Genomic DNA, 23,941 nt, shown 5'->3' with positions numbered 1-23,941 from the left:
ATGAGCCAGCCCCTGATCGAACTGATAGACATCGAAAAGCACTTCGGCCCGGTGATCGCGCTGAACGGGGTGTCGATCTCGGTGATGCCCGGCGAATGCCACTGCCTGCTGGGCGACAATGGCGCGGGCAAGTCCACCTTCATCAAGACCATGTCGGGCGTCCACAAGCCGACGCGCGGGCGCATCCTCGTCGATGGCAGCGAAGTGGCCTTCGCCAGCCCGCGCGACGCCATGCAGGCCGGCATCGCCACCGTCTATCAGGACCTTGCCATGATCCCGCTGATGTCGGTGACGCGCAATTTCTGGATGGGCCGCGAGCCGATCCGGAAGATCGGGCCGCTCAGCTTCTTCGATTTCCGCAAGGCAAACGCCGTCACCATGGAAGAGATGCGCAAGATGGGCATCAGCCTGCGCGAGCCGGACCAGGCGGTGGGCACGCTGTCGGGGGGTGAACGCCAGACCGTGGCCATCGCGCGCGCCGTCTATTTCGGGGCCAAGGTGCTGATCCTCGACGAGCCGACATCGGCGCTCGGCGTGCGCCAGACGGCCAATGTGCTGTCGACCATCGCCAAGGTGCGGGCCAAGGGCATCGGTGTCGTCTTCATCACCCACAATGTGCGCCACGCGCTGGCGGTGGGAGACCGCTTCACGGTGCTCAATCGCGGGCGTACGCTGGGCACCGCGCGGCGGGGCGAGGTGAAGCCGGAAGAGTTGCAGGACATGATGGCGGGCGGGCAGGAACTCGCGGAACTGGAGGGCTCGCTGGGCGGCACGGTATGACACAGAAGCTCGATGTCATCACCATCGGCCGGTCCTCGGTCGATCTCTACGGCGCGCAGGTCGGCGGGCGGCTGGAGGACATGCGCTCCTTCAACAAATATGTCGGCGGCTCGCCCACCAACATGGCGGTGGGCACGGCAAGGCTCGGCCTGCGCTCCGCCCTGATCACGCGGGTGGGGGACGAGCATATGGGCCGCTTCATCCGCGAGCAGCTTGCCGCCGAGGGCGTGGACGTGCGCGGTGTCGTCACCGATCCCGGGCGGCTGACGGCGCTGGTGCTGCTCGGCATTCGCGACCAGCGGCAGTTCCCGCTGATCTTCTATCGCGAGAACTGCGCCGACATGGCGCTGTCGGAAGACGATATCGATCCGGACTTCATCGCCGAGGCGCGCTGTGTGGTGGCGACGGGAACGCATCTTTCCCATCCGCGCACCGAGGCGGCGGTGCTGAAGGCCCTGCGGCTTGCCCGCACGAACGGCGCGAGGACGGCGCTCGACATCGATTACCGGCCGAACCTGTGGGGGCTTTCGGGCCATGGCGACGGCGAGAACCGCTTCATCGCATCGGATAAGGTGACCGCCAGGCTGCAATCGACCCTTCCCCTGTTCGACCTGATCGTCGGCACGGAGGAGGAGTTCCACATCGCCGGCGGCAGCACCGACACGGTTTCCGCCCTGCGCAGGGTGCGCGAAATCACCGATGCGGTGCTGGTGTGCAAGCGTGGGCCGATGGGCGCCGCCGCCTTCACCGGGGCCATTCCGGATACGCTGGACGAGGGCCTGTCCGGCCCGGGCTTCCCGATCGAGGTGTTCAACGTGCTGGGGGCGGGCGACGGCTTCATGTCCGGCCTGCTCAAGGGCTGGCTGGATGGCGAGGATTGGCCGGTAGCGCTGAAATACGCCAATGCCTGCGGTGCGCTGGCCGTGTCGCGCCATGGCTGCGCGCCGGCCTATCCAAGCTGGCCGGAACTAACCTTCCTGCTCGAGCGCGGCGTGCGCAACCCGGCGCTGCGCTTCGACCGCGAACTGGAACAGATCCACTGGTCCACCAACCGCAAGGGTGACTGGCCGGTCATGCGCGTCTTCGCCTTCGACCACCGCCGCCAGATGGAGGCGCTGGCCGACGAGCTGGGTGTCGGCCACGAACGCATCGGCACCTTCAAGCAGCTCTGCCTCGATGCCGCACTCAAGGTCGCGGCCGGCCGCAGCGGCTACGGCATATTGTGCGACGGGCGGCTGGGACCGGAGGCGCTCTGTCGCGCGGCCGGGCAGGGGCTGTGGATCGGCCGCCCGGTCGAGGTTCCGGGCTCACGCCCGCTGGAACTTGAGATCGGGCCGGACCTCGGCTCGGACCTTGCTGAATGGCCGGCCGAGCATGTGGTGAAGGTGCTGTGCTTCTATCACCCTGACGACGACAAGGCGACGAAGCAGGCGCAGGAGGAGATGGTGACGCGTCTTGCCGATGCCGCGCGCGCCAACGGGCTGGAGTTCCTGCTGGAGATCATCCCCTCCAAGGTTGCGCCGGTGGGTGACGACACCACGGCGCGCGTCATCCAGCGCTTCTACGACATCGGCGTGTTCCCCGACTGGTGGAAGCTGGAGCCGATGACCTCGCCGCAAGCCTGGGCGCTGGCCTGCGAGATTATTCAACGCAACGATCCCTACACGCGCGGCATCGTCGTGCTGGGGCTGGAGGCGGAAATCGCGGACCTGCGCGCGAGCTTCGCCGAGGCGGCGCGCTTCAATCTGGTGAAGGGCTTCGCGGTCGGCCGTTCCATCTTCGCCGCCCCGGCGCGCAAATGGCTGTCCGGCGAAATCGGCGATGCGGAAGCGGTGGAAGATATGGCGGGCACCTATGCCGGACTGTGTGCGGCATGGGACGATGCAAGACGCGAAGCGCAGACAAGAGGCAAGCCATGAAGACGGTCAGGCTTACGGCGGCGCAGGCGATGGTGCGCTACCTCGCCGCGCAGAAGAACGAGGAAGGCGAGCCGCTCATTCCCGGCTGCTGGGCGATCTTCGGCCACGGCAATGTGGCCGGCATCGGTGAGGCGCTTTATGAAGCGCGCGACGTTCTGCCGACATGGCGCGGCCACAACGAACAGGGCATGGCCCACGCGGCCATCGCCTTCGCCAAGGCGAAGAACCGCCGTCAGGCCATGGCGGTGACCACCTCCATCGGCCCCGGTGCGCTCAACATGGTGACGGCCGCCGCACTTGCCCATGTCAACCGGCTGCCGGTGCTGCTCATCCCCGGCGACGTGTTCGCCAGCCGCGCACCCGACCCGGTGTTGCAGCAGGTCGAGGATTTCGACGACGGCACCGTCTCGGCCAATGACTGCTTCCGGCCCGTCAGCCGCTATTTCGACCGCATCATGAGCCCGCGTCATCTGCTCACCGCCCTGCCGCGCGCCATGGCCACGCTGACCGACCCTGCCCGCTGCGGGCCGGTGACGCTCTCCTTCTGCCAGGACGTGCAGGCCGAGGCCTTCGACTGGCCGGAGACGTTCTTCAAGGAACACATCTGGCGTAGGCGCAGGCCGCGCCCCGATCTGGACGAACTCGAACGGGCGGCGGTGCTTGTGCGGGCGGCGCGTAAGCCGCTGATCGTTGCCGGTGGCGGCGTTCACTATTCCGGGGCCAGCGAGGCGCTGGAGACGTTTGCCGAGGTGCACTCCATTCCCGTTGCGGAAACACAGGCCGGCAAGTCGGCCCTGCCTTGGAATCATAAGCTGAATTTCGGCTCCATCGGCGTCACCGGCTCGTCGGCTGCGAATGCGATTGCGGAAGAGGCCGATCTGGTGATCGGCATCGGCACCCGCTTTCAGGACTTCACCACCGGCTCATGGGCGCTGTTCCGCAACCCGGAGCGGCGCATCCTGTCGATCAATGTCGAGCCCTACGACGCCGCCAAGCACGGCGCGACGGCGCTGGTGGGCGATGCGCGGGAAACGCTTGTCGAACTCGGGCAACTGCTGGACGGCCACTGCGCTCCCGCGCCCGATGCCGGCTTGCGCGAAAGCTGGCTGGAGGCGGTGGCGGCGGCTACGGCCATGCCGGAAGGCAATGCGCTGCCTTCGGATGCACAGGTGATCGGCGCCGTGCAGCGCGCCGTGGACGACGACGCCATCCTCGTCTGTGCCGCCGGCGGCTTGCCGGGCGAGTTGCACAAGCTGTGGAAGGCGGCGAGGCCTAATGGCTACCATCTCGAATACGGCTTTTCCACCATGGGTTACGAGATCGCCGGCGGGCTCGGGGTGAAGATGGCAGAGCCCGAACGCGAGGTCGTCGTCATGGTCGGCGACGGCTCCTACATGATGATGAATTCCGAGCTGGCGACCTCGGTGATGCTGGGGCGCAAGCTCATCGTCGTGGTGCTCGACAATCGCGGCTTCGCCTGCATCAACCGGCTGCAAAGGGCGACCGGCGGCGAGAGCTTCAACAATCTGCTCGACACCGCCCGCCACGAGGTGCCGAGCAGCATCGATTTCGTCGCCCATGCCGCCTCGATGGGCGCGACTGCCGAGAAGGCGGATTCCATCGCCGGACTGGAGGCCGCCATGGCCCGCGCCCGCGCTTCGGACAGCACTTATGTCATTGTCATCGACACCGATCCGATGCCGACCACCGAGGCCGGCGGCCATTGGTGGGATGTGGCAGTGCCGGAAGTGTCGAGCAGGGCGCAGGTGCGGGCCGCGCGCAAGGATTACGAGGCGGCGCTGGCCCGCCGCGACGAGAACTGAACCCTTCTGGAAACGCACGCATGATCCTCTACGGCACCAACCCCATCGCCTGGTCGAACGACGACGACCATTCCATCGGCGCCCATATCTCGCTGGAGACCTGCCTGCGGCAGGCCGGCGAGATCGGCTTTGACGGCATCGAGAACGGCCACAAATTCCCGAGAGAACCCGAGGCCTTGAAGGCCGTTCTGGCGAAGCACGGCCTGCGCTTCGTCTCGGGCTGGTATTCGCTGATGCTGCTGGAGCGTTCGGTGGAGGAGGAGAAGCAGGCGATCCAGCCCTGGCTCGACTTCCTCAAGGCCATGGGTTCGCCGATCTGCATCGCCTGCGAATGTTCCAACACTGTGCACGGCAACGACCATATCGCGCTCAACGACCGCCCGAAGCTCGATGCGCAGACGATGAGGCGCTTCGGCGCGGCGGTGGAGGAGGTGGCACAGTTCTGCGAGGCGCAGGGCATCCTTCTTGCCTATCATCACCATATGGGCACAGTGGTCGAGGCCGAGGGCGAGATCGACGCCTTCATGGCGGCGACCGGGCCTTCGACCCGGCTGCTGTTCGACACCGGCCATGCCTATTTCGGCGGCGGCGATCCGGCGGCGATCATCGCCCGCCACATGGGCCGCGTTGTCCATATCCATGCCAAGAACGTGCGGCCGGATGTGATGCGCACGGTGCGCGAGGAGGGGCTGAGCTTCCTTGAAGGCGTGCGGCGCGGCGTTTTCACCGTACCCGGCGACCCGGAAGGTGGGGTCTCCTTCGAGCCGGTGCTGGAAGTGGCGGCGCGGGCCGGCTATTCAGGCTGGGTGGTGGTGGAGGCGGAGCAGGATTCGGCCGTGCGCGACCCGCTCGTCTACCAGTCGATGGGCCTGCGCGCGCTGAAGGGCATGGCCCGGCGCACCGGGCTGGACAGGGGCGAGGCTGCATGAAGATACTGGACGCCGGTCATCCATTCTATCGTCCGCTGTGGCGGCGCATCGCCATCGTGGCGGTCGCCTTCCTATGGGCGGGGTTCGAATTGTCGAACGGCGAGACGATATGGGCGGCGGTGTTCGGTGCCATCGGCCTTTACTGCGGCTGGGCGCTGCTGGTGGCCTACAGGCCCGTCATCGAGGAGGCCGACAAGGATGGCTGAACTGCTGGTCAAGCCCTCGGGCACGCGCGGCAAGGTACATGACATCACCCCGCAATCGGCCGGCTGGTCCTATGTCGGTTTCGGGCTCAATGTCTTGCAGCCCGGCGACAGGGCCGAAGAGGCGGCGGGCGACCGGGAAGCGATCCTCGTTCTGGTCGAGGGCAGGGCGCGCATTGCCGTGGACGGGCAGGATTTCGGCCTGCTCGGCGAGCGCATGGACGTGTTCGAGCGCAGGAAGCCGCATTGCGTCTATGTGCCGAACGGCGCGCGCTGGCAGGCGGTGGCGGAAACCGCCTGCACGCTGGCGGTGTGCACCGCGCCGGGCAAGGGCGGCCATCCGGCCCGCGTGCTCACCGACATCGGCTTCGAGGAGCGTGGCAAGGGCACCAACACGCGCTTCATCCATCCCATCGCCATGGAAAACAGCGACGTCGCCGACAGCCTGCTGGTCACCGAGGTCTATACGCCCGCCGGGCACTGGTCGTCCTATCCGCCGCACCGGCACGACGAGGACGACTTCCCCAACATGACCTATCTGGAAGAGACCTATTACCACCGCCTCAATCCGAAAAGCGGTTTCGGCATCCAGCGCGTGTTCACCGAGGACGGGGCGCTGGACGAGACCATGGCGGTGGCGGACGGCGATGTGGTGCTGGTGCCGAAAGGCCACCACCCTTGCGGCGCGCCCTATGGCTACGAGATGTACTATCTCAACGTGATGGCAGGACCGCTGCGCAAATGGCGCTTCCGCAACCATCCCGATTTCGACTGGATCGCCAGGCGCGACGCGTAGCCAATTCCGGCAGGAGAAGGAGACGGGCGCAATGCGCCCGCCTCCGGTGGCCGGTCAGTGGCTGCCATTGCTGCCATGGTCCTCGGTCTTGCCGCCCATGGCGTCGACCGCGAATTCGACCTCGATCGTGCCGGCCTTCTCGAAGGTCAGCGTGCCGGCGAATTTCTCGCCCTTCTTGGGCTGCGATTTCAGGCCCATGAACATCAGGTGGTAGGAGCCGGGCTTCAGCTCCACCTTCTCCCCGGCCGGGATCTCCAGCCCGTCCGGCAATTGCCGCATGGTCATGACGCCGTCATTGACGGCCATTTCATGGATTTCGCCCTTGTCGGAAATGGTGGACGAAACGGCGATCAGGCGATCCGCCTCGCTGCCATGGTTGGTGATGCTGAGATAGCCGCCGGCCACCTTGGCGCCGGCGGGCGTCTCGCGCGACCACGGATGGCCGATTTCGAGATCGCCCAGCTTGAACTCATGGGCGGAGGCCATGCCGGTGCCGCCGGCGAGCAGGCTGAGCGGCAGCATGAGGCCGCAGGCGAGAGCCGCGAAGCTGCGGCGGGAAAGGGAGGCGCGTGCGGGGACGTGCATATTGGACATGGAATTTCTCCACAGAAGGTGCGCCGACGACGGGCGCGAAAATTGAAGCTTTCGGGTTCGGCTGCCGGGAAGGCAGGCCTTGGAGACTTTTCAGGCCGGAACCGGAGGCGCGCGCGGGATGGCCGGCGAACGCGGGCGCGCGAAGGAAAGGTGGTCCGGGGCGTTGGCCGGGAAAACCAGGACCTCGAATTTCAGCGCCGCGGCAAGGGTCGCGGCGGGCGGCGGGCCGGCCAGCAGCGGGACGGCCAGATTGCAGCCGAGCACGCAGCAGGCGGGAAGATGCTGGCGTTCGGACCCGTTCGGCCGTTCCGCAGTCCCGGCATGGGAGCAGATGACATTGCCGAAGATGTCGAGTTGCGCCGGTTGGGGGCCCGCTGCCAGCGCGAAGGTTCCGAGTGTCGATTGCAGAAGAAGAAACCACGCTGCGGCAAGGGCCGCCGCCCTGGTCCATCCTCTGCGCCTGCGTTGCATTCCTTACCCGTCTCCGGCTGATCGTGACAGACCTAGCATAACGGCAGAAGCCGGCAATCGGCCACTTTGTCGCCGGGGAGGGTGGGGCCTAGAGTTTCGTCCAGGCGCCGTTCCTCTTCGAGGACTTCACGCAGGCTTCGATGAAGGCCATGCCTTCCACCCCGTCCTCTACGGTCGGGAAGAGCACGCCCTTCGGCGGCTTGCGCCCGTTACGGCTCGCGCGGATCGCCGCCGCGGCCTCGCGGTAGATATTGGCGAAGCCTTCCAGATAACCCTCGGGGTGGCCGGCCGGAATGCGGGTCAGCCGGTTGGCGCTGGCGAGCGCGCCCGCGCCGCCGCGCGTCAAAAGCCGCTTCGGTTCGCCGAAGGGCGTGTGCCACAGATAGTTCGGGTCGGCCTGCACCCATTCCAGCCCGCCCTTCGAGCCATAGACCCTGAGCTTCAGCCCGTTCTCGTGGCCCGGCGCGACCTGGCTTGCCCACAGCATGCCCTTGGCGGCCGGGGCCTTTCCCTTGGCCTTGAAGCGCAGCAGCACGTTGAGATTGTCGTCCAGCAGGCGGCCGGGCACGAAGGCGTCGAGGTCGGCGGCAAGGCTGTCCAGTTCCAAGCCGGTGACGAAGCGGGCGAGATTGTAGGCGTGGGTGCCGATGTCGCCGGTGGCGCCGCCGGCCCCCGCCTGCTTCGGGTCCGATCGCCATGACGCCTGCTTGTTGCCGCTGGCCGATACGTCCTCGGTCAGCCAGTCCTGCGGATATTCGACCTGGACCAGACGGATATCGCCGAGCATGCCCCTGGCGACCATTTCATGGGCCTGCCGCACCATCGGATAGGCGGTGTAGTTGTGGGTGAGCACGAACAGCTTGCCGGTCTTTTCGACGAGTGCCGCCAGCTTCTTCGCCTCGGCCAGGGTGGTGGCCAGCGGCTTGTCGCAGATCACGTGGATGCCGGCTTCGAGGAAAGCCTTTGCCGCCGGGAAGTGGTGGTTGTTGGGCGTGACGATGGACACAGCCTCGATGCCGTCGGGGCGTCCGGCCTCGGCCCTCGCCATCTCGGCATAGGAGGCATAGCTGCGTTCGGGATCGAGCCCCAGTTCCTCGGCCGAAGCTTTGGCCCGTTCCGGATTGGAGGATAGCGCGCCGGCCACCAGCACGAACTCGCCGTCCATGCGCGCGGCGATGCGGTGCACGCCGCCGATGAAGGCACCCTGACCGCCGCCCACCATTCCATAGCGGATCGGACTCTGCTTCTTGTCGCTCGCCATGCCGTCCTCCTCTGTCAGATGCCCATCATGGCGCGCAGCAGCTTGCGGTCGATGGTGCTGGCGGCGAAATCGTCGAAGGCCTTGTCGGTCACGCGGATGATGTGGTGGCGGATGAAGGGCGCGCCCTCGGCCGCACCGTCTTCCGGGTGTTTCAGGCAGCATTCCCATTCCAGCACCGCCCAGCGGTCGTAGCCATATTGCGCGAGCTTGGAGAAGATGCCCGAGAAATCGACCTGCCCGTCGCCCGGCGAGCGGAAGCGGCCGGCGCGGTCCAGCCAGCCCTGATAGCCCGAATAGACGCCCTGCCTGCCGGTCGGGTTGAACTCGGCATCCTTGACGTGGAAGGCCCGGATGCGCTCGTGATAGATGTCGATGAAGGCCAGATAGTCGAGCTGCTGCAACAGGAAGTGCGAGGGGTCGTAATTGATGGCGCAGCGCTTGTGGCCGCCGACGGCGTCGAGGAACATCTCGAAGGTGGCGCCGTCGAACACATCCTCGCCCGGATGGACCTCATAGGCGATATCGACGCCGTGTTCCTCATAGGCGTCGAGGATCGGCTTCCAGCGCCGGCCGAGTTCCGAAAAAGCTTCCTCGATGAGACCGGCCGGTCGCTGCGGCCACGGGTAGAGATAGGGGAAGGCCAGCGCGCCGGTGAAGCTCACCGAAACGTCGAGGCCGAGATTGCGCGAGGCCCGTGCCGCAAGGCGCATCTGCTCGACCGCCCATTCCTGCCGCGCCTTCGGGTTGCCACGCACCTGTTCCGGCGCGAAGGAATCGAACTGCGCGTCATAGGCGGGATGGACGGCGACGAGCTGACCCTGGATGTGGGTCGACAGTTCGGTGATCTCGACGCCGGCCTCGGCGCACACGCCCCTTACCTCGTCGCAATAATCCTTCGAGGTGGCGGCGCGTTCGAGGTCGAACAGGCGCGCATCGCCGCTCGGCACCTGAATGCCCTCATAGCCGAGCCCGGCCGCCCATTCGGCGATGGCGGGGAGCGAATTGAACGGGGCTTCATCGCCGGCAAACTGCGCCAGGAAGATCGCGGGACCCTTCATCGTGGTCGGCATCGGCTTCTCCTTCAATTCCGCAACGTCCTGTGTTCCAGACCGGCGCGGATTTTTCAATCGGTTCGTGCCGCGAAAGCCGGTCATTCCCTATAGCCGGTCGATGGGCTAAGAAAGGGCATGGCTTACCTTCCCGCTCCCGACCGCTACGAGAAGATGATCTACAACCGCTGCGGGCGCTCCGGCCTCAAGCTGCCGGCGATCTCGCTCGGCCTGTGGCAGAACTTCGGCGACACCACACCGCATGAGACCCGCCAGGCGCTGGTGCGCAAGGCCTTCGATCTGGGCATCACCCATTTCGACCTCGCCAACAATTATGGCCCGCCGAAGGGCGCGGCGGAAGTCGCCTTCGGCGAGATCCTGCGTGCCGACCTTGCCGGTTATCGCGATGAACTCGTCATCTCCACCAAGGCCGGCTACGACATGTGGCCCGGCCCCTATGGCGAATGGGGCAGCCGCAAATATCTGCTCGCCAGCCTCGACCAGAGCCTGAAGCGGATGGGCCTCGACTATGTCGATATCTTCTATTCGCACCGTTTCGATCCCGAAACGCCGCTTGAGGAAACCTGCGGCGCGCTCGACCATGCGGTGCGCTCGGGCAAGGCGCTCTATGCCGGCATCTCCTCCTACAATTCGCAGCGCACCCGCGAAGCGGCCGATATCCTCAGGCGCCTCGGCACGCCGTGCCTGATCCACCAGCCGAGCTATTCCATGCTCAACCGCTGGGTGGAGGATGACGGGCTGCTCGACACGCTGGACGGGCTCGGCATCGGCTCGATCGTGTTCTCGCCGCTGGCACAGGGCATGCTGACCACCAAATATCTTTCGGGTATTCCGCAGGACAGCCGCTTGCAGAAGGGCGGCCCGCTGCGCGAATCCTTCATCAACGAGGAGACGCTCGCCAATATCCGCGCGCTCAACGCCATCGCCGAACGACGCGGCCAGACGCTGGCGCAGATGGCGCTGGCCTGGGTGCTGCGCGGCGGGCGCGTCACCTCGGCGCTGATCGGCGCCAGCCGCGTCGAGCAGATCGAGGATTGCGTCGGCGCGCTGGACAGGCTGGAGTTCTCCGAGGCCGAACTTGCCGAGATCGACGCCTATGCGCACGATGCCAACATCAATCTGTGGGCGGCGTCGGCCGAACGTGAGGGGCCGCCGCGCAAATAGTCCGGTTCCTGCCGGCCGGGGGCGGACGGTAGCCAGTGGGCTGCATAATCACTACATAGGTAGCACAGGCGCGCTGCGGCACCGTTCCCATGCGCGGCAGGATAAGGCAGGACCATGTCGGCAAGAAGCAGTCTGACCCGGAACCAGCTCTGGGTGCTGGAAAAGCTGGAGGCGGCGGGCGCACCGCTCAGCGCCTACACGCTGCTCGACCAGTTGCGCGAGAAGGGCTTTCGCGCCCCGTTGCAGGTCTACCGCGCGCTGGACACGCTGATGAAGGACGGCCTCGTCCACCGGCTGGAAAGCCTCAACGCCTTCGTCGCCTGCGCCGAGCCGCACGACCACAGCCATTCCATGACCGCCTTCGCCATCTGCGACACCTGCGGGCAGGTAGCGGAACTTAGCGACCACGATGTCGGCCACCAGCTCGAGGATTGGGTGCGTTCCACCGGCTTCGCGCCCAAGCATGCGGTCATCGAGTTTCGCGGCATTTGCGAAAGCTGCCGCACGAAGGCGGCCTGAGCCCGGTGAAGGGCACCTTGCGGCAATCCCGACCCTTGGCGCGGGAAAGATCGTGGCCGGTTTGAAGGACAGGCAAGCGCGGGAGGGTGGCGCGCGGGTCGCCTATCTCGTCTGTGCTTTCTTCGCCTTCATCGCGGCCATCTTCGGCAGCATAGCCGCCTATGTGGCCCTGACCACGAAGGGGCCGCACGATGTCGTCGCCGTTTTCATCGGCTTCGTATGGGTGTTTCTCGCCGTCATCGTGGAGATATTGGTGATCGCCCGCGCCGGCCTGTTCCGGCAGAGCGACGAACCGGCGGAGCCCTTGCCGGCGGAAGCCTCGAAAGGCCGGAGCGTGTTCTTCGGCGAGTGCTATGAGGCCAGCGCTTCCGCCGAGGCCGAGGTGAAGGACCCGCAGATGCGGCTGGGGCTGACGGTCTTCATGTCCGTCTCGGCGCTCGCCCTGCTGGTGGTCCAGATCATGCTCTACCGGGCCGGGCACTCGACGCTCGGCGGGTTCCTGTTCTCCTGCCTGCCCGTCGCCTTCATGTGCTACTGGGCAACGCTCAAATTTCGCGCCCCGCACGGGCAAGGCCGTGGGCGACGAGCCGGTCGATGATTTCCGGATAGCTGATGCCGCTCGCCGCCATCGCCTTGGAATACATGGAAATGTCGGTGAAGCCGGGAATGGTGTTGAGCTCGTTGACGAGGATGCGCCTGTCCGCGGTGACAAAGAAGTCGGCGCGCGCCATGCCATCGCAGCCGAGCGCGCGGAAGGCTTGCGCCGCAAGCGTGCGGATTTCGTCCTCCACGCCTTCGGGCAATTGTGCCGGTACCTTGATGGCGGCGCCGTCGGCGTCGATATATTTGGCGTCATAGGTGTAGAAGCCGTGGCTTTCAGCCGGCACGATCTCGCCGGTGCGCGAGACGAACAGGCCGCCCTGCGGGTCCTCGAGCACGCTGCATTCGACCTCGCGGCCGTCGATGAACTCTTCGGCCAGCAGCTTGGTGTCGTGCCTGAATCCTTCGGCCAGCGCCGTTTCGTAATCCTTTTCGCTCGCCACCTTGCTCACGCCGACCGACGAGCCCTGCCTTGCCGGCTTGATGAACAGCGGCAGCCCGAGCCTCGCCTGCAAATCCGCGAAGGTGGGCGCGGCACCGGGCAGGATGGTGACGGAGCGCGCCGCCGGCACGCCGGCTTCGTTGAACAGGCGCTTGGCGATGTCCTTGTCGAGCGCATTGGCAGAACCGATGATGCCGCAGCCGGCCAGCGGCACGCGCGCCACCTGCGCGAGGCCCTGCACCGCGCCGTCCTCGCCATGCAGGCCATGCAGCACCGGGAAAAGGATGTCGATCCTGTCCAGTTCATACGCCGCGCCGCTTTCCGGGATCGCCAGCATGCGGCCCTTGCCGCCCGGCACCAGGCAGACTTCTGTGCCGCTGTCCGGTTTGGCCAGCGCGCCGTCCTGATAGCCGCCCAGCAGCCATTGGCCCTCGCGGGTGACGAAGATCGGGACGGCGTCATATCTGGCGGGGTCCAGCGCCCGCATGACATTGGTGGCGGACAGAACCGACACGTCGTGCTCGGCGGAGCGCCCGCCGAAGAGAACCGCGATGCGCAATCTGCTGCTGGTGTCGGCCATGCCCTGCCTTTCCTGTCCGGGGAGTAGGCGTATACGAAATGGAAACTGACTAAGAACAGGTGAAAGAGACGGAAAAATGCCTCCACCCGTCAAGGTCGACCTGTTGCTCCAGGACCCGGGCCGGGCACCGACGCTCAGCCTGCCCGTTTCCTGCGGTCGATGACCCTGGCGCCGCCCGACATGCGGTCGCGATAGAGCGGCAGGAACCACAGAGCCAGTGGACCGAAGACCATGCGGTAGAGCGCCTGCGTGAACTCCAGCCTTCGGCCGTCGGCCTGCACGACCTTCAGCCCCATTGCGAGCTTTCCGGGCGTGGCCATGAGCGCGCTGCTCTCGAAGCCCGGAAAATACCAGAGCAGAGCCACGATCATCCACAAAAGGGTCGCTCCCATCAGCGGTGTCGGCGGCTGCCCGGCCGGGGAATCCATAAGGTGAGGCAGATAGCTGGCCGCGACAAGCACGGGCGCCAGCGCCGTCGTGACGAGCAGGGCGATATCGATCGCACCGGCCGCCAGCCGCCTGAGCATCAAGGCCTCCGTCCCCTTTCGGGACCGGATTGCGCTATCGCCAGTGCCTTCAATGTGCCTCGTCCCAATTGTGGGCGGCGCGCGCATCGACCTTGAGCGGCACCGACAGCGACCTTGCCGGCATCGGCGCGCTTTCCATCACCTCGCAGATAACCGGGATCGTCGCCTCGACCTCGCCGTCGGCCACCTCGAAGATCAGCTCGTCATGCACTTGCAGCAGCATGCGGGCGGAAAGCCTGGCCTGGGCGAGGGCCGGCTCCATGCGGATCATGGCGCGGCGGATGATATCGGCCGCCGTGCCTTGCAGGCGGGCGTTGATCGAGGCGCGCTCGTTGAAGGCGCGCACCGAAGGGTTGGGCGAGCGGATTTCGGGATAGTGGATGCGCCGGCCGAACACGGTTTCGACATAGCCGAACTCGCGCGCATAGGTCTTGGTCGCCTCGATATAGTCGCGGATGCCGGGGAAGCGCTCGAAATATTTCTTGATGTAGGCACCGGCCTCCTCGCGCGGGATGGAAAGCTGGTTGGCGAGGCCGAAGGCCGAAATGCCGTAGATGATGCCGAAATTGATCGCCTTGGCGCGCCGCCGCACCTCGGAAGGCATGCCTTCCACCGGCACGCCGAACATTTCCGAGGCGGTGATGGCGTGGATGTCGGCACCCTCGGCAAAGGCCTGCTTCAACTGGGGAATGTCGGCGACATGGGCAAGCACGCGCAGCTCGATCTGGCTGTAGTCGGCCGAGACCAGTCTGTGGCCCTTGTCCGCGATGAAGGCGGTCCTGATCTTGCGCCCCTCGGCGGTGCGCACCGGAATGTTCTGCAGGTTCGGATCGGAGGAGGAAAGCCGCCCGGTCGTCGTCGCGGCCAGCGCGTAGCTGGTGTGGACGCGTCCCGTGTCGGGGTGGATGAAGCCGGGCAGGGCATCGGTATAGGTCGATTTCAGCTTGGTGAGCTGGCGCCAGTCGACGATCTTGCGCGGCAGCTCGTGGCCTTCGGCCGCCAGATCCTCCAGAAGCTGGGCCGAGGTCGACCACTGGCCGGTCTTGGTCTTCGAGCCGCCGGGCAGGCCCATGCGTCCGAACAGGATTTCGCCGAGTTGCTTGGGCGAGCCGATATTGATGCGCTCGCCGATCAGGCCGTAGATTTCCTCCTCGATCGCCGCGGCGCTCTGCGCCAGCTCGCCCGACAGCCGCGACAGGATCTGGCGATCCACCGAGACGCCGCGCTGCTCCATGCGCGCCAGCACCGGAACGAGCGGGCGTTCCAGCCGTTCATAGACCGAGACCAGCCCCTTGGCGGCAAGGCGCGGCTTCAGCACCTGCCACAGCCGCAGCGTCACGTCGGCATCCTCGCCGGCATAGCGGGTCGCCTTGTCTATGGCGACGTTCTCGAAGCCGATGAAGCTCTTGCCGGTGCCGGCGACCTCTCCGAACTGGATGGTCTTGTGGCCGAGCCACTTTTCCGACAGGGCGTCCATGCCGTGGCCGCGCGCGGCGCCGCCGTCGAGCACATAGGAAATCAGCATGGTGTCGTCATAGGGGGCGACATCGATGCCGTAGCGGCTCATCACAACAAGGTCGTATTTGAGGTTCTGCGCCACCTTCAGCACGGAAGGGGCTTCCATCAGCCGCTTCAGCTCGGCCAGCGCCTCGCGCACCGGCAGTTGCCCTTCGACCGGTCCGCCGCCGAGCAGGTCACCCGCCCCCTCCTTGTGGCCGAGCGGCACATAGGCCGCGCGGCCCGGGCGGGTGGCCAGCGAAAAGCCGACCAGTTCGGCCTGCATCGGGTCGAGCGAGGTGGTTTCGGTGTCGAAGGCGACGACGCCGGTCTCGAAGGCCTCGTCGATCCAGTCCTTCAGCGTCTGGAGGTCGGTTATGGTTTGATAGGCGTCGACGTCGATCTTTTCAGCCGTCGCCGCCTCGGCCCGCAGCGCCGAGAGCAGGGAAGGGGTGTCGCCTTCGTCCTTCATCGTCGCGGCTTCGGTTCCTGCCTCGTCCGCCGCCTCGGCAGGCGTAGCTTCCATGTCCGGGCCGTGCGCGGTGTCGGCGCGCTCCACCGGCACTTCGGCGGCCTCGATCGCTCCGGCATCGGTGCCGGTCGCCTCGGCGACGCGCCGCGTGAGCGTGGTGAATTCCATCGCCTTGAGGAAGGCGACCAGTCTCGGGCCGTCGGAGGGCTCGAGCAGGAAATCGTCCGGCACCTCCTTCACCGGCACGTCGCGCCTGAGCGTGACCAATTCGCGCGAGATGCGCGCCTTGTCGGCGTTCTCGACGATCGATTCGCGCCGCTTTTGCTGCTTGATCTCCTCGGCGCGGGCAAGCAGCGTGTCCAGATTGCCGAACTGCTCCAGAAGCTGGGCGGCAGTCTTGGGGCCGATGCCGGGAACGCCGGGGATATTGTCGATCGAGTCGCCGGTCAGGGCCTGGAGGTCGATCATCTTTTCCGGCGGCACGCCCCATTTCTCGACCACTTCGGGAATGCCGATCTGGCGGTCCTTCATCGGGTCGTACATGGACACGGCCGGGCTGACGAGCTGCATCAGGTCCTTGTCGGAGGAAATGATGGTGGCGTCGGCGCCGGCCTCCTCGGCCATCCGGCAATAGGTGGCGATCAGGTCGTCGGCCTCATAGCCTTCCATCTCCACGCAGGGCAGGCTGAAGGCGCGGGTGGCGTGGCGGATCAGCCCGAATTGCGGGATCAGGTCTTCCGGCGGGGCCGAGCGGTTGGCCTTGTATTCGGGATAGAGGTCGTTGCGGAAGGTCTTGGACGAATAGTCGAAGATGACGGCGAAATGGGTGGGGGTGACGCCGACATCGGTGTCGCGCGCGTCGCGCATCAGTTTCCACACCATGTTGCAGAAGCCGAGCACGGCGTTGGTCGGCAGCCCGTCCGACTTGCGGTTGAGCGGCGGCAGCGCGTGATAGGCCCGGAAAATATAGCCGGAGCCGTCGACAAGGAAGAGATGATCGCCTTTTTTCATGGCGCATGGATAGCGTGGCGGGGCGTCGCGGTCCATCGCAAAGGCGGCTTATGCCCGCTGCAACCGGCCTCTGCTGACAAGGGAAAACAGGCATCACGCCTATGTTACAAAGATGTAATCTTTGTGCCCTTGAATCGCCATGTTCCAATCCACAGATAGCAGGCATCGGCAGTTTTCGCCGAAGTCCGGAATCAAGGCCCGTCCCCCGCCTTTCCCGGACAACGCGGCAGCCTATCCCCCTCTCCGGGCTGCCGCGCCGTTTAAAGCAAGCCGCCGTGGTTTCCCCTCCGCCACGGCGGCACTTTTTTGTGCGTTTGACAGGGTTCCCCCCGGCCTTCCGGCCTCACTAACCGCCTTCCCGGTTCGCCGCGACAGCCTGGTTTTGCAGCCGCATTCGTGCAACGCTAGGCGTTTCCGTCTGGCTGCAAAATGCCCTGGAGCCTTTCAGCTTTTCCTCGAATCGCGAAAACGCTCTAACCTTTTGTTTTGACGCAATTCCGAACGCAAAACCGCTTCGCACTTTTGCTGGAATTGCTCTAGGGTTGCGCCCAGAATCGAAAGGCCTGAAATCCATGTCCAAACTTTCCCCCGTTCTCGACCGCATCGACCAGTCGCTCGACGACAGCCTCGACCGGCTGTTCTCGCTGCTGCGCATCCGCTCGATCTCGACCGATCCCGACTTTGCCGCCGACTGTCGCAAGGGTGCGGAATGGCTGGTCGAAGACCTGAAAAGCATCGGCTTCGACGCTTCGGTGCGCAACACGCCCGGTCACCCCATGGTCGTCGCCCATCACGAAGGCCCGGAAGGCAGCCCGCATGTGCTGTTCTACGGCCATTACGACGTGCAGCCGGTCGATCCGCTGGAACTTTGGAATGACGATCCCTTCGCGCCGGCGCTGAAGGAAGTGGAGCCCGGCCGCAAGGTCATCATCGGGCGCGGCTCGGCCGACGACAAGGGCCAGCTGATGACCTTCGTGGAAGCCTGCCGCGCCTGGAAGGCGGTGCACGGCTCGCTGCCCTGCCGCATCACGCTTCTGTTCGAGGGCGAGGAAGAAAGCGGGTCGCCGTCGCTCAAGCCGTTCCTGGAGGCCAATGCCGAGGAACTGAAAGCCGATTTCGCGTTGGTGTGCGATACGGGCATGTGGGACCGGGACACGCCGGCCATCTCCACCGCGCTGCGCGGCTTGGTGGGGGAGGAGGTGACCGTCCATGCCGCCGACCGCGACCTGCATTCGGGCGAGTTCGGCGGTGCGGCCGCCAATCCGATCCGCATCCTTGCGCGCGTGCTTGCCGATATCCATGACGAGAACGGGCGCGTCACCATTCCCGGCTTCTACGACGGCGTCGAGGAAACGCCGGCGCAGGTGCTGAAATCGTGGGAGAGGCTCGGCGAGACGGCCGAGACCTTCCTCGGAGAGGTCGGCCTCTCGATCCCTTCGGGCGAAAAGGGCCGCTCGGTTCTCGAACTGGTGTGGGCGCGCCCGACGGCCGAGTTCAACGGCATCACCGGCGGCTATACGGGCAAGGGCTTCAAGACGGTGATTGCCGCGCAGGCCTCGGCCAAGGTGTCGTTCCGCCTCGTTCACAAGCAGGACCCGGTGAAGATCCGCGCCTCATTCCGCAAATTCGTCGAGGAGCGCATTCCGGCCGACTGTTCGGTCGAGTTCCACCAGCATGGCGGCTCGCCGGCCATCCAGCTTTCCTACGACTCGCCGTTCCTCGCCAAGGCCAAGGATGCGCTGTCCGACGAATGGCCCAAGCCCGCGGTGATGATCGCCATGGGCGGGTCGATCCCGATCGTCGGCGATTTCCAGACCTATCTCGGCATGGAGTCGCTGCTGGTCGGTTTCGGCCTTTCCGACGACCGCATCCATTCGCCCAACGAGAAATACGAGCTGTCGTCGTTCCACAAGGGTCAGCGCTCCTGGGCGCGCATCCTCGACGCGCTGACGAAGTGAGGCGGGCATGAGCAATATCCGCTTTCACAAGGGCGATCTGCCCGATCTCGCCCATTACGACGTCGATGCGGTCGCCATCGACACCGAGACGCTGGGCCTCAATCCGCATCGCGACCGTCTGTGCGTGGTGCAGATCTCGCCGGGCGACGGCACGGCCGACGTGATCCAGATCGCGGCCGGCCAGAAGGAGGCGCCGAACCTCGTCGGCCTGTTGCGCGACGCCAAGGTGACGAAGCTGTTCCACTATGCCCGCTTCGACCTGGCGGTGCTCTACAACGCTTTCGGGGTCATGCCCGAGCCGGTGTTCTGCACCAAGATCGCCTCGCGGCTCACCCGCACCTACACCGACCGCCACGGGTTGAAGGACATCTGCAACGAGCTGCTGGGCGTCAGCCTGTCGAAGCAGCAGCAGTCGTCGGACTGGGCGGCAGAGATGCTGTCGTCCGAACAGCTCGAATATGCCGCATCCGACGTGCTCTACCTCCACCGCCTGCGCGACGTGCTGGCGGGGCGGCTGGCGCGCGATGGCCGCGTTCGCGAGGCCGAAGCCTGCTTCCGCTTCCTGCCGACGCGCGCAAGGCTCGACCTGATGGGCTGGGAAGAAACCGACATCTTCGCCCATAGCTGAGGCTGGAACCGGCAGGTGACGGAGCGCGTTGCAGTTCCGTCACCGCCCTTAAGGACAGGGCAGCAGAAAAGGATGGACCATGGCCGAGCGTGAACCGATCTCCACCGCACCGAAGGACGGTTCGCGCGTCACCGTCTACTGGACCGACAGCGACGGGGTGATGAACGAATCCGTCGCCCGCTGGGATGCCGGGGATCAGGCATGGTGGGCCTATACGGATTCGAAAACCCAGAAGAAGATCGAGCCGACGAGCTGGCGCCCGGAAACCGCCGATGACGAGGCGGATGAGACTGACGAGGAAGAATAGCCTCGCCAAGGCTTGACGGCCTGCAACCGCGCCCAATGTAACGGGTGGCGGCGGTGTGCATATTCCCATACCCTGCATTTGTTGAAACCCGAGGTTGATTCGGGGCGAGACGCTCCGACTCGGCCATTTCTCATGGAGGGAATGTCATGGGTGTGGAAGGTCTTATCATCTTTCTCATTGTCGGTGCGATCGCGGGCTGGCTCGCCGGCCTGATCGTCAAGGGGTATGGCTTCGGCCTGCTCGGCAATATCGTGGTGGGCATTGTCGGCGCGCTCATCGCCGGGTGGCTGTTGCCGCGGATCGGCCTTTACATCGGCGGCGACATTATCGGCGCCATCATCAATGCGGTGATCGGCGCGGTGATCCTGCTGCTGCTCATCCGCCTCGTGAAGACAGCCTGAGACCGACCGAGAGAGCGTGCCTATGAACAAGAATACGCTTTATCTCCTCATCGGCGCGCTTGTCGTCGTGGTGATCGGGTTGGGTGTCTACGTTTATCGTGAGGAATCGAAGCCAAGCGGCATCGAGCTTAAAATCGATGAAGGCGGCGTGTCAGTCGAGCAGAACTGAACCTTCCTGCCCGGTGGTGATGAACTGCCGGGCAGTTTCCTTGCGACTTTCCAGAAAATGTCCTGCTTTACGTCCGCACGGTCAGGTGGCGGTGCGGCGCTGGGTCGAGCGCGTGGCCGCCACGAGGGGCGAGGGGCCGCTGTCGACCAGCAATCCGGTGATGCGTGCGAAGCCGGCAAAGGACTTGCGTGCTTCTTCCGCGCTCATCTGCGCCGCCATCGCCGCCGCACAGCAGTTCAGCGCGCAACGATAGACCGGACCGCGTCGCCCGACGGGCCATTCGCGCAGGAAGGCAAGCGCCTCGGCGACATTTTCGATGTCCTGGACGGGCTGGCCACGACCCCGCGAGACGCGGACAGACGAGAAGAACTGCAGGCGATCCATCGGCAACCTCCCTCGACATCGAACACTGGTGGAGAATTTACCCTAAACGCAGAAATATACATCCGGTTCCCCGCTCACAAAGCCTTACGGCAAATAAATATTACGTTGCGGAAAGGGCGGCTGTTGCGCTGCCGCAAATGCTGGAAACCCGGCCTTCGGTGAGCCGATTGACCTGCGTCAAGGTGGTGCAGGCACCTCCATGCGAACAGGATACAGGCGGAGCGCGGTTTGCGCGACGGCCGGCTTGATCATTGTCGGTTCGGCCACATCCACTTGCAGGCCGTCTCCGGCTCTGGTTTCCTTGAACCCGACACAACAAGAGGACGCACCATGTATTCCCATATCCTCATCGCCACCGACGGATCCGAACTGGCCCAGAAGGGCATCGATCATGGGCTCTCGCTGGCCAAGGCGCTGTCGGCCAAGGTCATCTTCGTGATGGTCACCGAACCCTTCCCCATCGCCGCGGGCGCCACCGCTTCCGGCTGGGTGGCCGGACCCAACGACATTTCGCGCTATGAAGAAGGCCAGAAGGAATTCGCCGGCGGCCTTCTGGAGAAGGCGCGTGCGGCCGCCGAGAAGATGGGGGTCGAGGCCAAGGTCGTCCATGTCGCAGATCGCTGGCCGGCCGACGCCATCATCGAAGTCGCCGAAGAGCATGGCAGCAACCTGATCGTCATGGCCTCGCATGGCCGGCGCGGCCTCGGCCGCCTGCTGCTCGGCAGCCAGACCGTGGAAGTGCTGACCCACTCCAAGGTGCCGGTGCTGGTCGTGCGCTGATATCCTTTATGCCACGACGCCTGCTGCCCGGCGTCGTGGCGCAAATACGGCGACGGCTTTCCGAATGGCCGTTGCCTTATCCTGCCGATGACCTGAGCGGCGGTCTTTTCCACTTTTCGGCAAGGCGGCGAAGTTAACCCGCCCTTAAATCGCCATGTCTAGCCTTCACCCCATCGCCATTGGCTGGGGAAGATACGGCATCGCGCATGGCGAACCGCAAGAACAGACGCATCGAACCGAGTTTCGACGAGCCGGCGCGCGACGCGTCGGTGGCGGGTTTTGCCGTGCACGAGGAGGATCGTGTCGTGCCCTCAAGCCGTAAGTCACGCAGTCGCAAGCCCGCAAACGCGCGCAGGTCCGGCGGCGGCAGGACCGTCCGTGGCGGTCGGCGCAAGCGGCGCGGGCTGTTCGGCCTTCTCACGCGGCTGGTCTACTGGGGCTTCGTGCTGGCCATCTGGGGCGGCATCGCCGCCGCCGGCATGGTCGTCTATTACGGCGCCAAGATGCCCGCTGCCACGACATGGTCGATCCCCGACCGGGCGCCCAACATCAAGCTCGTATCGGTGGACGGTCGCCTCATCGCCAATCGCGGCATGAGCGGTGGCGAAGCGGTGCGCCTGTCGGAAATGTCGGCCTATATCCCGAAGGCGGTCATCGCCATCGAGGACCGCAGGTTCTATTCGCATTTCGGCTTCGACCCGATCGGCCTGGCCCGCGCCATGGTCACCAATATCATGCATGGCCGCTTCACGCAGGGCGGCTCGACGCTCACCCAGCAGCTCGCCAAGAACCTGTTCCTGAAACCGGACCGCACGCTGGAGCGCAAGGTGCAGGAGGTGCTGCTCGCCCTGTGGCTGGAGCACAAGCACACCAAGGACGAGATCCTGGCGATGTATCTCAACCGGGTCTATTTCGGCTCGGGCGCCTATGGCGTGGAGGCTGCGTCGCGCCGCTATTTCGGCAAGAGCGCCCGCGATGTGAGCCTGTCCGAAGCTGCGCTTCTTGCCGGGCTGCTCAAGGCCCCGTCACGGCTTTCGCCGGCCCGCGATCCGAAGGCGGCGGAAGAGCGTTCGCAGCTCGTGCTGGCCGCCATGCAGGACGAGGGGCTGGTAAGCTCCCGCGAGGTGGCGCATGCCATGAGCGCGCCGGCGGCGCGCGTGCCGTCTTACTGGACCGGATCGGAGAACTACGTCGCCGACACGGTGATGGAGGAACTGCCGGCCCTCATCGGCGAGGTGCAGGGCGACATCATCGTCGACACCACCATCGACCTCGACCTCCAGAAGCTGGCCGAGCGCTCGATCCGCCGGCTGATCGACGAGAACGGCAAGACGCTCGACGTCAGCCAGGGTGCGCTGGTGTCGATCGACAATTCCGGCGCGGTGCGGGCCATGGTCGGCGGCTACGACTATTCGACCAGCCAGTTCGACCGCGCCTCCGAGGCGCGCCGCCAGCCGGGCTCGGCCTTCAAGCCGTTCGTCTATGCGGCGGCGCTGGAAGCCGGACGCACGCCCGACAGCGTGCGCAACGACGCGCCGATCCAGATCGGCAAGTGGAAGCCCGTGAACTATGGCGGCAAATACTACGGCAAGGTCACGCTGGCGACGGCGCTTGCCAAGTCGCTGAATTCGGTGGCGGCCCAGCTTACCATGGAGGTGGGGCCGGAGGCGGTGATCGAGGTCGCCAACCGCATGGGCATCCAGTCCGACCTGCAAAAGAACGTCTCGATCTCGCTCGGCACGTCGGAGGTGACGCCGCTGGAGCTGACGGCGGCCTATGTGCCCTTCGCCAATGGCGGCTACCGTCCGCAGGTGCATTTCGTGCGCCGGGTGACGACCGTCAAGGGCAAGGTGCTCTATGAATACAATGGCGGTTCGGCGCCGCGCGTGCTGAAGCCGGAGATCGTCGGCATGATGAATGCGATGATGGCGGGCACGGTGGAGGCCGGCACGGCGCGCAAGGCGGCCTTCGCCTGGCCCTCGGCCGGCAAGACCGGCACCAGCCAGAACTCCCGCGATGCATGGTTCGTCGGCTACACTGCCAATCTCACCACCGGGGTGTGGTTCGGCAACGACGACGCCCGGCCGATGAAGAAGGTGACGGGCGGCGCGCTGCCGGCGCAGGCTTGGCACGAATTCATGGTGGCCGCGCATGAAGGGGTGCCGGTGGCGCGCCTGCCCGGCGGGTGGCAGCCAGGCTGGCAACCGTCGCAGCCGGCGCCCGTGCAGGATGCGCCGATCGCCATGCCCCCGGCCGCGGTCGGCCGGTCTGCAAATCCCGCGCCGCAGCCGGCGGCGCCTGCGCCGGCCGCCGTTCCGCGCCCGTCCGTTCCGGTCGCCGGTGGCGGCAGGCCCGCCATGCCTTCCGATGGCGGATCGACGGCGTCGATCAAGCGCCCGGTGCCGCCGGGCGATGTCGGCGGTCCGATGAAGAAGGGCACCACCTCCATCCTCGACATTCTGACCGGCGGCTGAACCGGCACGGCTGCCGCGCGCCTCTTCCCCGGGTGCAGCCGGCGTGATACTGCTTGGTCCTGGAACCTTTCGTGCAGCCACGAAAGGTCCTCGGGATAACCGAAGCCCAGCCTCGAAACCCGGACGTTCGACGCCCTGTCGTGTCCGGAGGCCAAGCCCGGCTTCCCGTGCATGGCAGCGCC

General features: G+C 65.7%; 24 protein-coding genes. 16 read left to right on the top strand and 8 right to left on the bottom strand.

Going from position 1 to position 23,941, the window contains the following annotated elements:
* From ABID37_RS18930 to iolB, 6 genes are read left to right on the top strand one after another with little or no spacing between them, the layout of a single operon-like run.
* Positions 1 to 780, top strand: a complete 780-nt coding sequence (locus tag ABID37_RS18930; RefSeq protein WP_354197577.1) for an ATP-binding cassette domain-containing protein — start codon at positions 1 to 3, stop codon at positions 778 to 780.
* Positions 777 to 2,699, top strand: coding sequence for a bifunctional 5-dehydro-2-deoxygluconokinase/5-dehydro-2-deoxyphosphogluconate aldolase (locus ABID37_RS18925; RefSeq protein ID WP_354197575.1), 1,923 nt, complete (start codon positions 777 to 779; stop codon positions 2,697 to 2,699). The genes ABID37_RS18930 and ABID37_RS18925 overlap by 4 nt, the downstream gene beginning before the upstream one ends.
* A complete protein-coding gene (gene iolD, locus ABID37_RS18920; RefSeq protein ID WP_354197573.1) occupies positions 2,696 to 4,522 on the top strand; it encodes a 3D-(3,5/4)-trihydroxycyclohexane-1,2-dione acylhydrolase (decyclizing) in 1,827 nt (608 codons plus the stop codon). The genes ABID37_RS18925 and iolD overlap by 4 nt, the downstream gene beginning before the upstream one ends.
* A 20-nt stretch (positions 4,523 to 4,542) precedes the next feature.
* Positions 4,543 to 5,451 (top strand): myo-inosose-2 dehydratase, encoded by a 909-nt coding sequence (gene iolE, locus ABID37_RS18915; RefSeq protein WP_354197571.1) that lies wholly within the window; start codon positions 4,543 to 4,545, stop codon positions 5,449 to 5,451.
* On the top strand, positions 5,448 to 5,657 hold the full coding sequence (locus tag ABID37_RS18910) for a hypothetical protein (RefSeq protein WP_354197569.1): 210 nt from the start codon (positions 5,448 to 5,450) through the stop codon (positions 5,655 to 5,657). The genes iolE and ABID37_RS18910 overlap by 4 nt, the downstream gene beginning before the upstream one ends.
* Positions 5,650 to 6,450, top strand: a complete 801-nt coding sequence (iolB, locus tag ABID37_RS18905) for a 5-deoxy-glucuronate isomerase (RefSeq protein WP_354197567.1) — start codon at positions 5,650 to 5,652, stop codon at positions 6,448 to 6,450. Before ABID37_RS18910 ends, iolB begins: the two co-directional genes overlap by 8 nt.
* Positions 6,451 to 6,504: 54 nt before the next feature.
* Here iolB and ABID37_RS18900 read toward each other — a convergent pair whose 3' ends face one another.
* From ABID37_RS18900 to ABID37_RS18885, 4 genes are all read right to left on the bottom strand, one after another.
* On the bottom strand, positions 6,505 to 6,972 hold the full coding sequence (locus ABID37_RS18900) for a copper chaperone PCu(A)C (RefSeq protein WP_354197659.1): 468 nt from the start codon (positions 6,970 to 6,972) through the stop codon (positions 6,505 to 6,507).
* Positions 6,973 to 7,134: 162 nt separating this feature from the next.
* Entirely contained in the window at positions 7,135 to 7,515 is a 381-nt protein-coding gene (locus ABID37_RS18895; protein ID WP_354197565.1) for a hypothetical protein, read from the bottom strand.
* An 88-nt stretch (positions 7,516 to 7,603) separates the two neighbouring features.
* Complete coding sequence (locus ABID37_RS18890; protein ID WP_354197563.1) at positions 7,604 to 8,776, bottom strand: Gfo/Idh/MocA family protein; 1,173 nt, start codon at positions 8,774 to 8,776, stop codon at positions 7,604 to 7,606.
* Positions 8,777 to 8,790: 14 nt separating this feature from the next.
* Entirely contained in the window at positions 8,791 to 9,846 is a 1,056-nt protein-coding gene (locus tag ABID37_RS18885; RefSeq protein ID WP_354197561.1) for a sugar phosphate isomerase/epimerase family protein, read from the bottom strand.
* Positions 9,847 to 9,963: 117 nt separating this feature from the next.
* Here ABID37_RS18885 and mgrA point away from each other — a divergent pair, with 117 nt between their 5' ends.
* From mgrA to ABID37_RS18870, 3 genes are all read left to right on the top strand, one after another.
* The gene (gene mgrA, locus ABID37_RS18880) at positions 9,964 to 11,010 is read left to right on the top strand and encodes an L-glyceraldehyde 3-phosphate reductase (protein ID WP_354197559.1); all 1,047 of its coding nucleotides are present in this window, start codon (positions 9,964 to 9,966) and stop codon (positions 11,008 to 11,010) included.
* A 114-nt stretch (positions 11,011 to 11,124) separates the two neighbouring features.
* Positions 11,125 to 11,529, top strand: coding sequence for a Fur family transcriptional regulator (locus ABID37_RS18875; RefSeq protein WP_354197557.1), 405 nt, complete (start codon positions 11,125 to 11,127; stop codon positions 11,527 to 11,529).
* Between the two features lie 52 nt (positions 11,530 to 11,581).
* Positions 11,582 to 12,127 carry a hypothetical protein gene (locus ABID37_RS18870; RefSeq protein WP_354197555.1) on the top strand — a complete coding sequence of 182 codons (546 nt, stop codon included), beginning with the start codon at positions 11,582 to 11,584 and terminating at the stop codon, positions 12,125 to 12,127.
* Here ABID37_RS18870 and ABID37_RS18865 read toward each other — a convergent pair.
* From ABID37_RS18865 to polA, 3 genes are all read right to left on the bottom strand, one after another.
* Positions 12,075 to 13,151 carry a D-alanine--D-alanine ligase family protein gene (locus tag ABID37_RS18865; protein ID WP_354197553.1) on the bottom strand — a complete coding sequence of 359 codons (1,077 nt, stop codon included), beginning with the start codon at positions 13,149 to 13,151 and terminating at the stop codon, positions 12,075 to 12,077. The two genes, ABID37_RS18870 and ABID37_RS18865, sit on opposite strands and share 53 nt — an antisense overlap.
* A 134-nt stretch (positions 13,152 to 13,285) precedes the next feature.
* Positions 13,286 to 13,678, bottom strand: coding sequence for an RDD family protein (locus ABID37_RS18860; protein ID WP_354197551.1), 393 nt, complete (start codon positions 13,676 to 13,678; stop codon positions 13,286 to 13,288).
* A gap of 49 nt (positions 13,679 to 13,727) precedes the next feature.
* Complete coding sequence (gene polA / locus ABID37_RS18855; protein WP_354197549.1) at positions 13,728 to 16,658, bottom strand: DNA polymerase I; 2,931 nt, start codon at positions 16,656 to 16,658, stop codon at positions 13,728 to 13,730.
* 572 nt (positions 16,659 to 17,230) lie between these two features.
* On the opposite strand from polA, the gene ABID37_RS18850 reads away from it, so the two are divergent.
* The 5 genes from ABID37_RS18850 to ABID37_RS18830 all read left to right on the top strand — a co-directional run bounded on the left by ABID37_RS18850 (position 17,231) and on the right by ABID37_RS18830 (position 20,121).
* Positions 17,231 to 18,616 carry a M20/M25/M40 family metallo-hydrolase gene (locus tag ABID37_RS18850; RefSeq protein ID WP_354197547.1) on the top strand — a complete coding sequence of 462 codons (1,386 nt, stop codon included), beginning with the start codon at positions 17,231 to 17,233 and terminating at the stop codon, positions 18,614 to 18,616.
* Positions 18,617 to 18,623: 7 nt separating this feature from the next.
* A complete protein-coding gene (locus ABID37_RS18845) occupies positions 18,624 to 19,244 on the top strand; it encodes a ribonuclease D (protein ID WP_354197545.1) in 621 nt (206 codons plus the stop codon).
* A 79-nt stretch (positions 19,245 to 19,323) separates the two neighbouring features.
* Positions 19,324 to 19,551, top strand: coding sequence for a hypothetical protein (locus tag ABID37_RS18840; RefSeq protein WP_354197543.1), 228 nt, complete (start codon positions 19,324 to 19,326; stop codon positions 19,549 to 19,551).
* A 146-nt stretch (positions 19,552 to 19,697) separates the two neighbouring features.
* Positions 19,698 to 19,952 carry a GlsB/YeaQ/YmgE family stress response membrane protein gene (locus ABID37_RS18835; protein ID WP_354197541.1) on the top strand — a complete coding sequence of 85 codons (255 nt, stop codon included), beginning with the start codon at positions 19,698 to 19,700 and terminating at the stop codon, positions 19,950 to 19,952.
* Positions 19,953 to 19,974: 22 nt separating this feature from the next.
* A complete protein-coding gene (locus ABID37_RS18830) occupies positions 19,975 to 20,121 on the top strand; it encodes a hypothetical protein (protein ID WP_354197539.1) in 147 nt (48 codons plus the stop codon).
* Between the two features lie 81 nt (positions 20,122 to 20,202).
* On the opposite strand, the gene ABID37_RS18825 is transcribed toward ABID37_RS18830, so the two are convergent.
* Positions 20,203 to 20,505 carry a DUF982 domain-containing protein gene (locus ABID37_RS18825; RefSeq protein ID WP_354197538.1) on the bottom strand — a complete coding sequence of 101 codons (303 nt, stop codon included), beginning with the start codon at positions 20,503 to 20,505 and terminating at the stop codon, positions 20,203 to 20,205.
* A 330-nt stretch (positions 20,506 to 20,835) separates the two neighbouring features.
* Between ABID37_RS18825 and ABID37_RS18820 the strand changes: the two genes are divergently transcribed.
* The gene (locus tag ABID37_RS18820; RefSeq protein ID WP_354197536.1) at positions 20,836 to 21,285 is read left to right on the top strand and encodes a universal stress protein; all 450 of its coding nucleotides are present in this window, start codon (positions 20,836 to 20,838) and stop codon (positions 21,283 to 21,285) included.
* Between the two features lie 206 nt (positions 21,286 to 21,491).
* Complete coding sequence (locus ABID37_RS18815) at positions 21,492 to 23,759, top strand: transglycosylase domain-containing protein (protein ID WP_354197534.1); 2,268 nt, start codon at positions 21,492 to 21,494, stop codon at positions 23,757 to 23,759.
* Positions 23,760 to 23,941 lie beyond the last annotated feature (182 nt).

Source organism: Aquamicrobium terrae (assembly GCF_040545735.1).
GTDB classification, from domain to species: domain Bacteria; phylum Pseudomonadota; class Alphaproteobacteria; order Rhizobiales; family Rhizobiaceae; genus Mesorhizobium; species Mesorhizobium terrae_A.
Note: the sequence above shows the minus strand (reverse complement) of the source record. Positions and strands in the feature narration are given on the sequence as shown.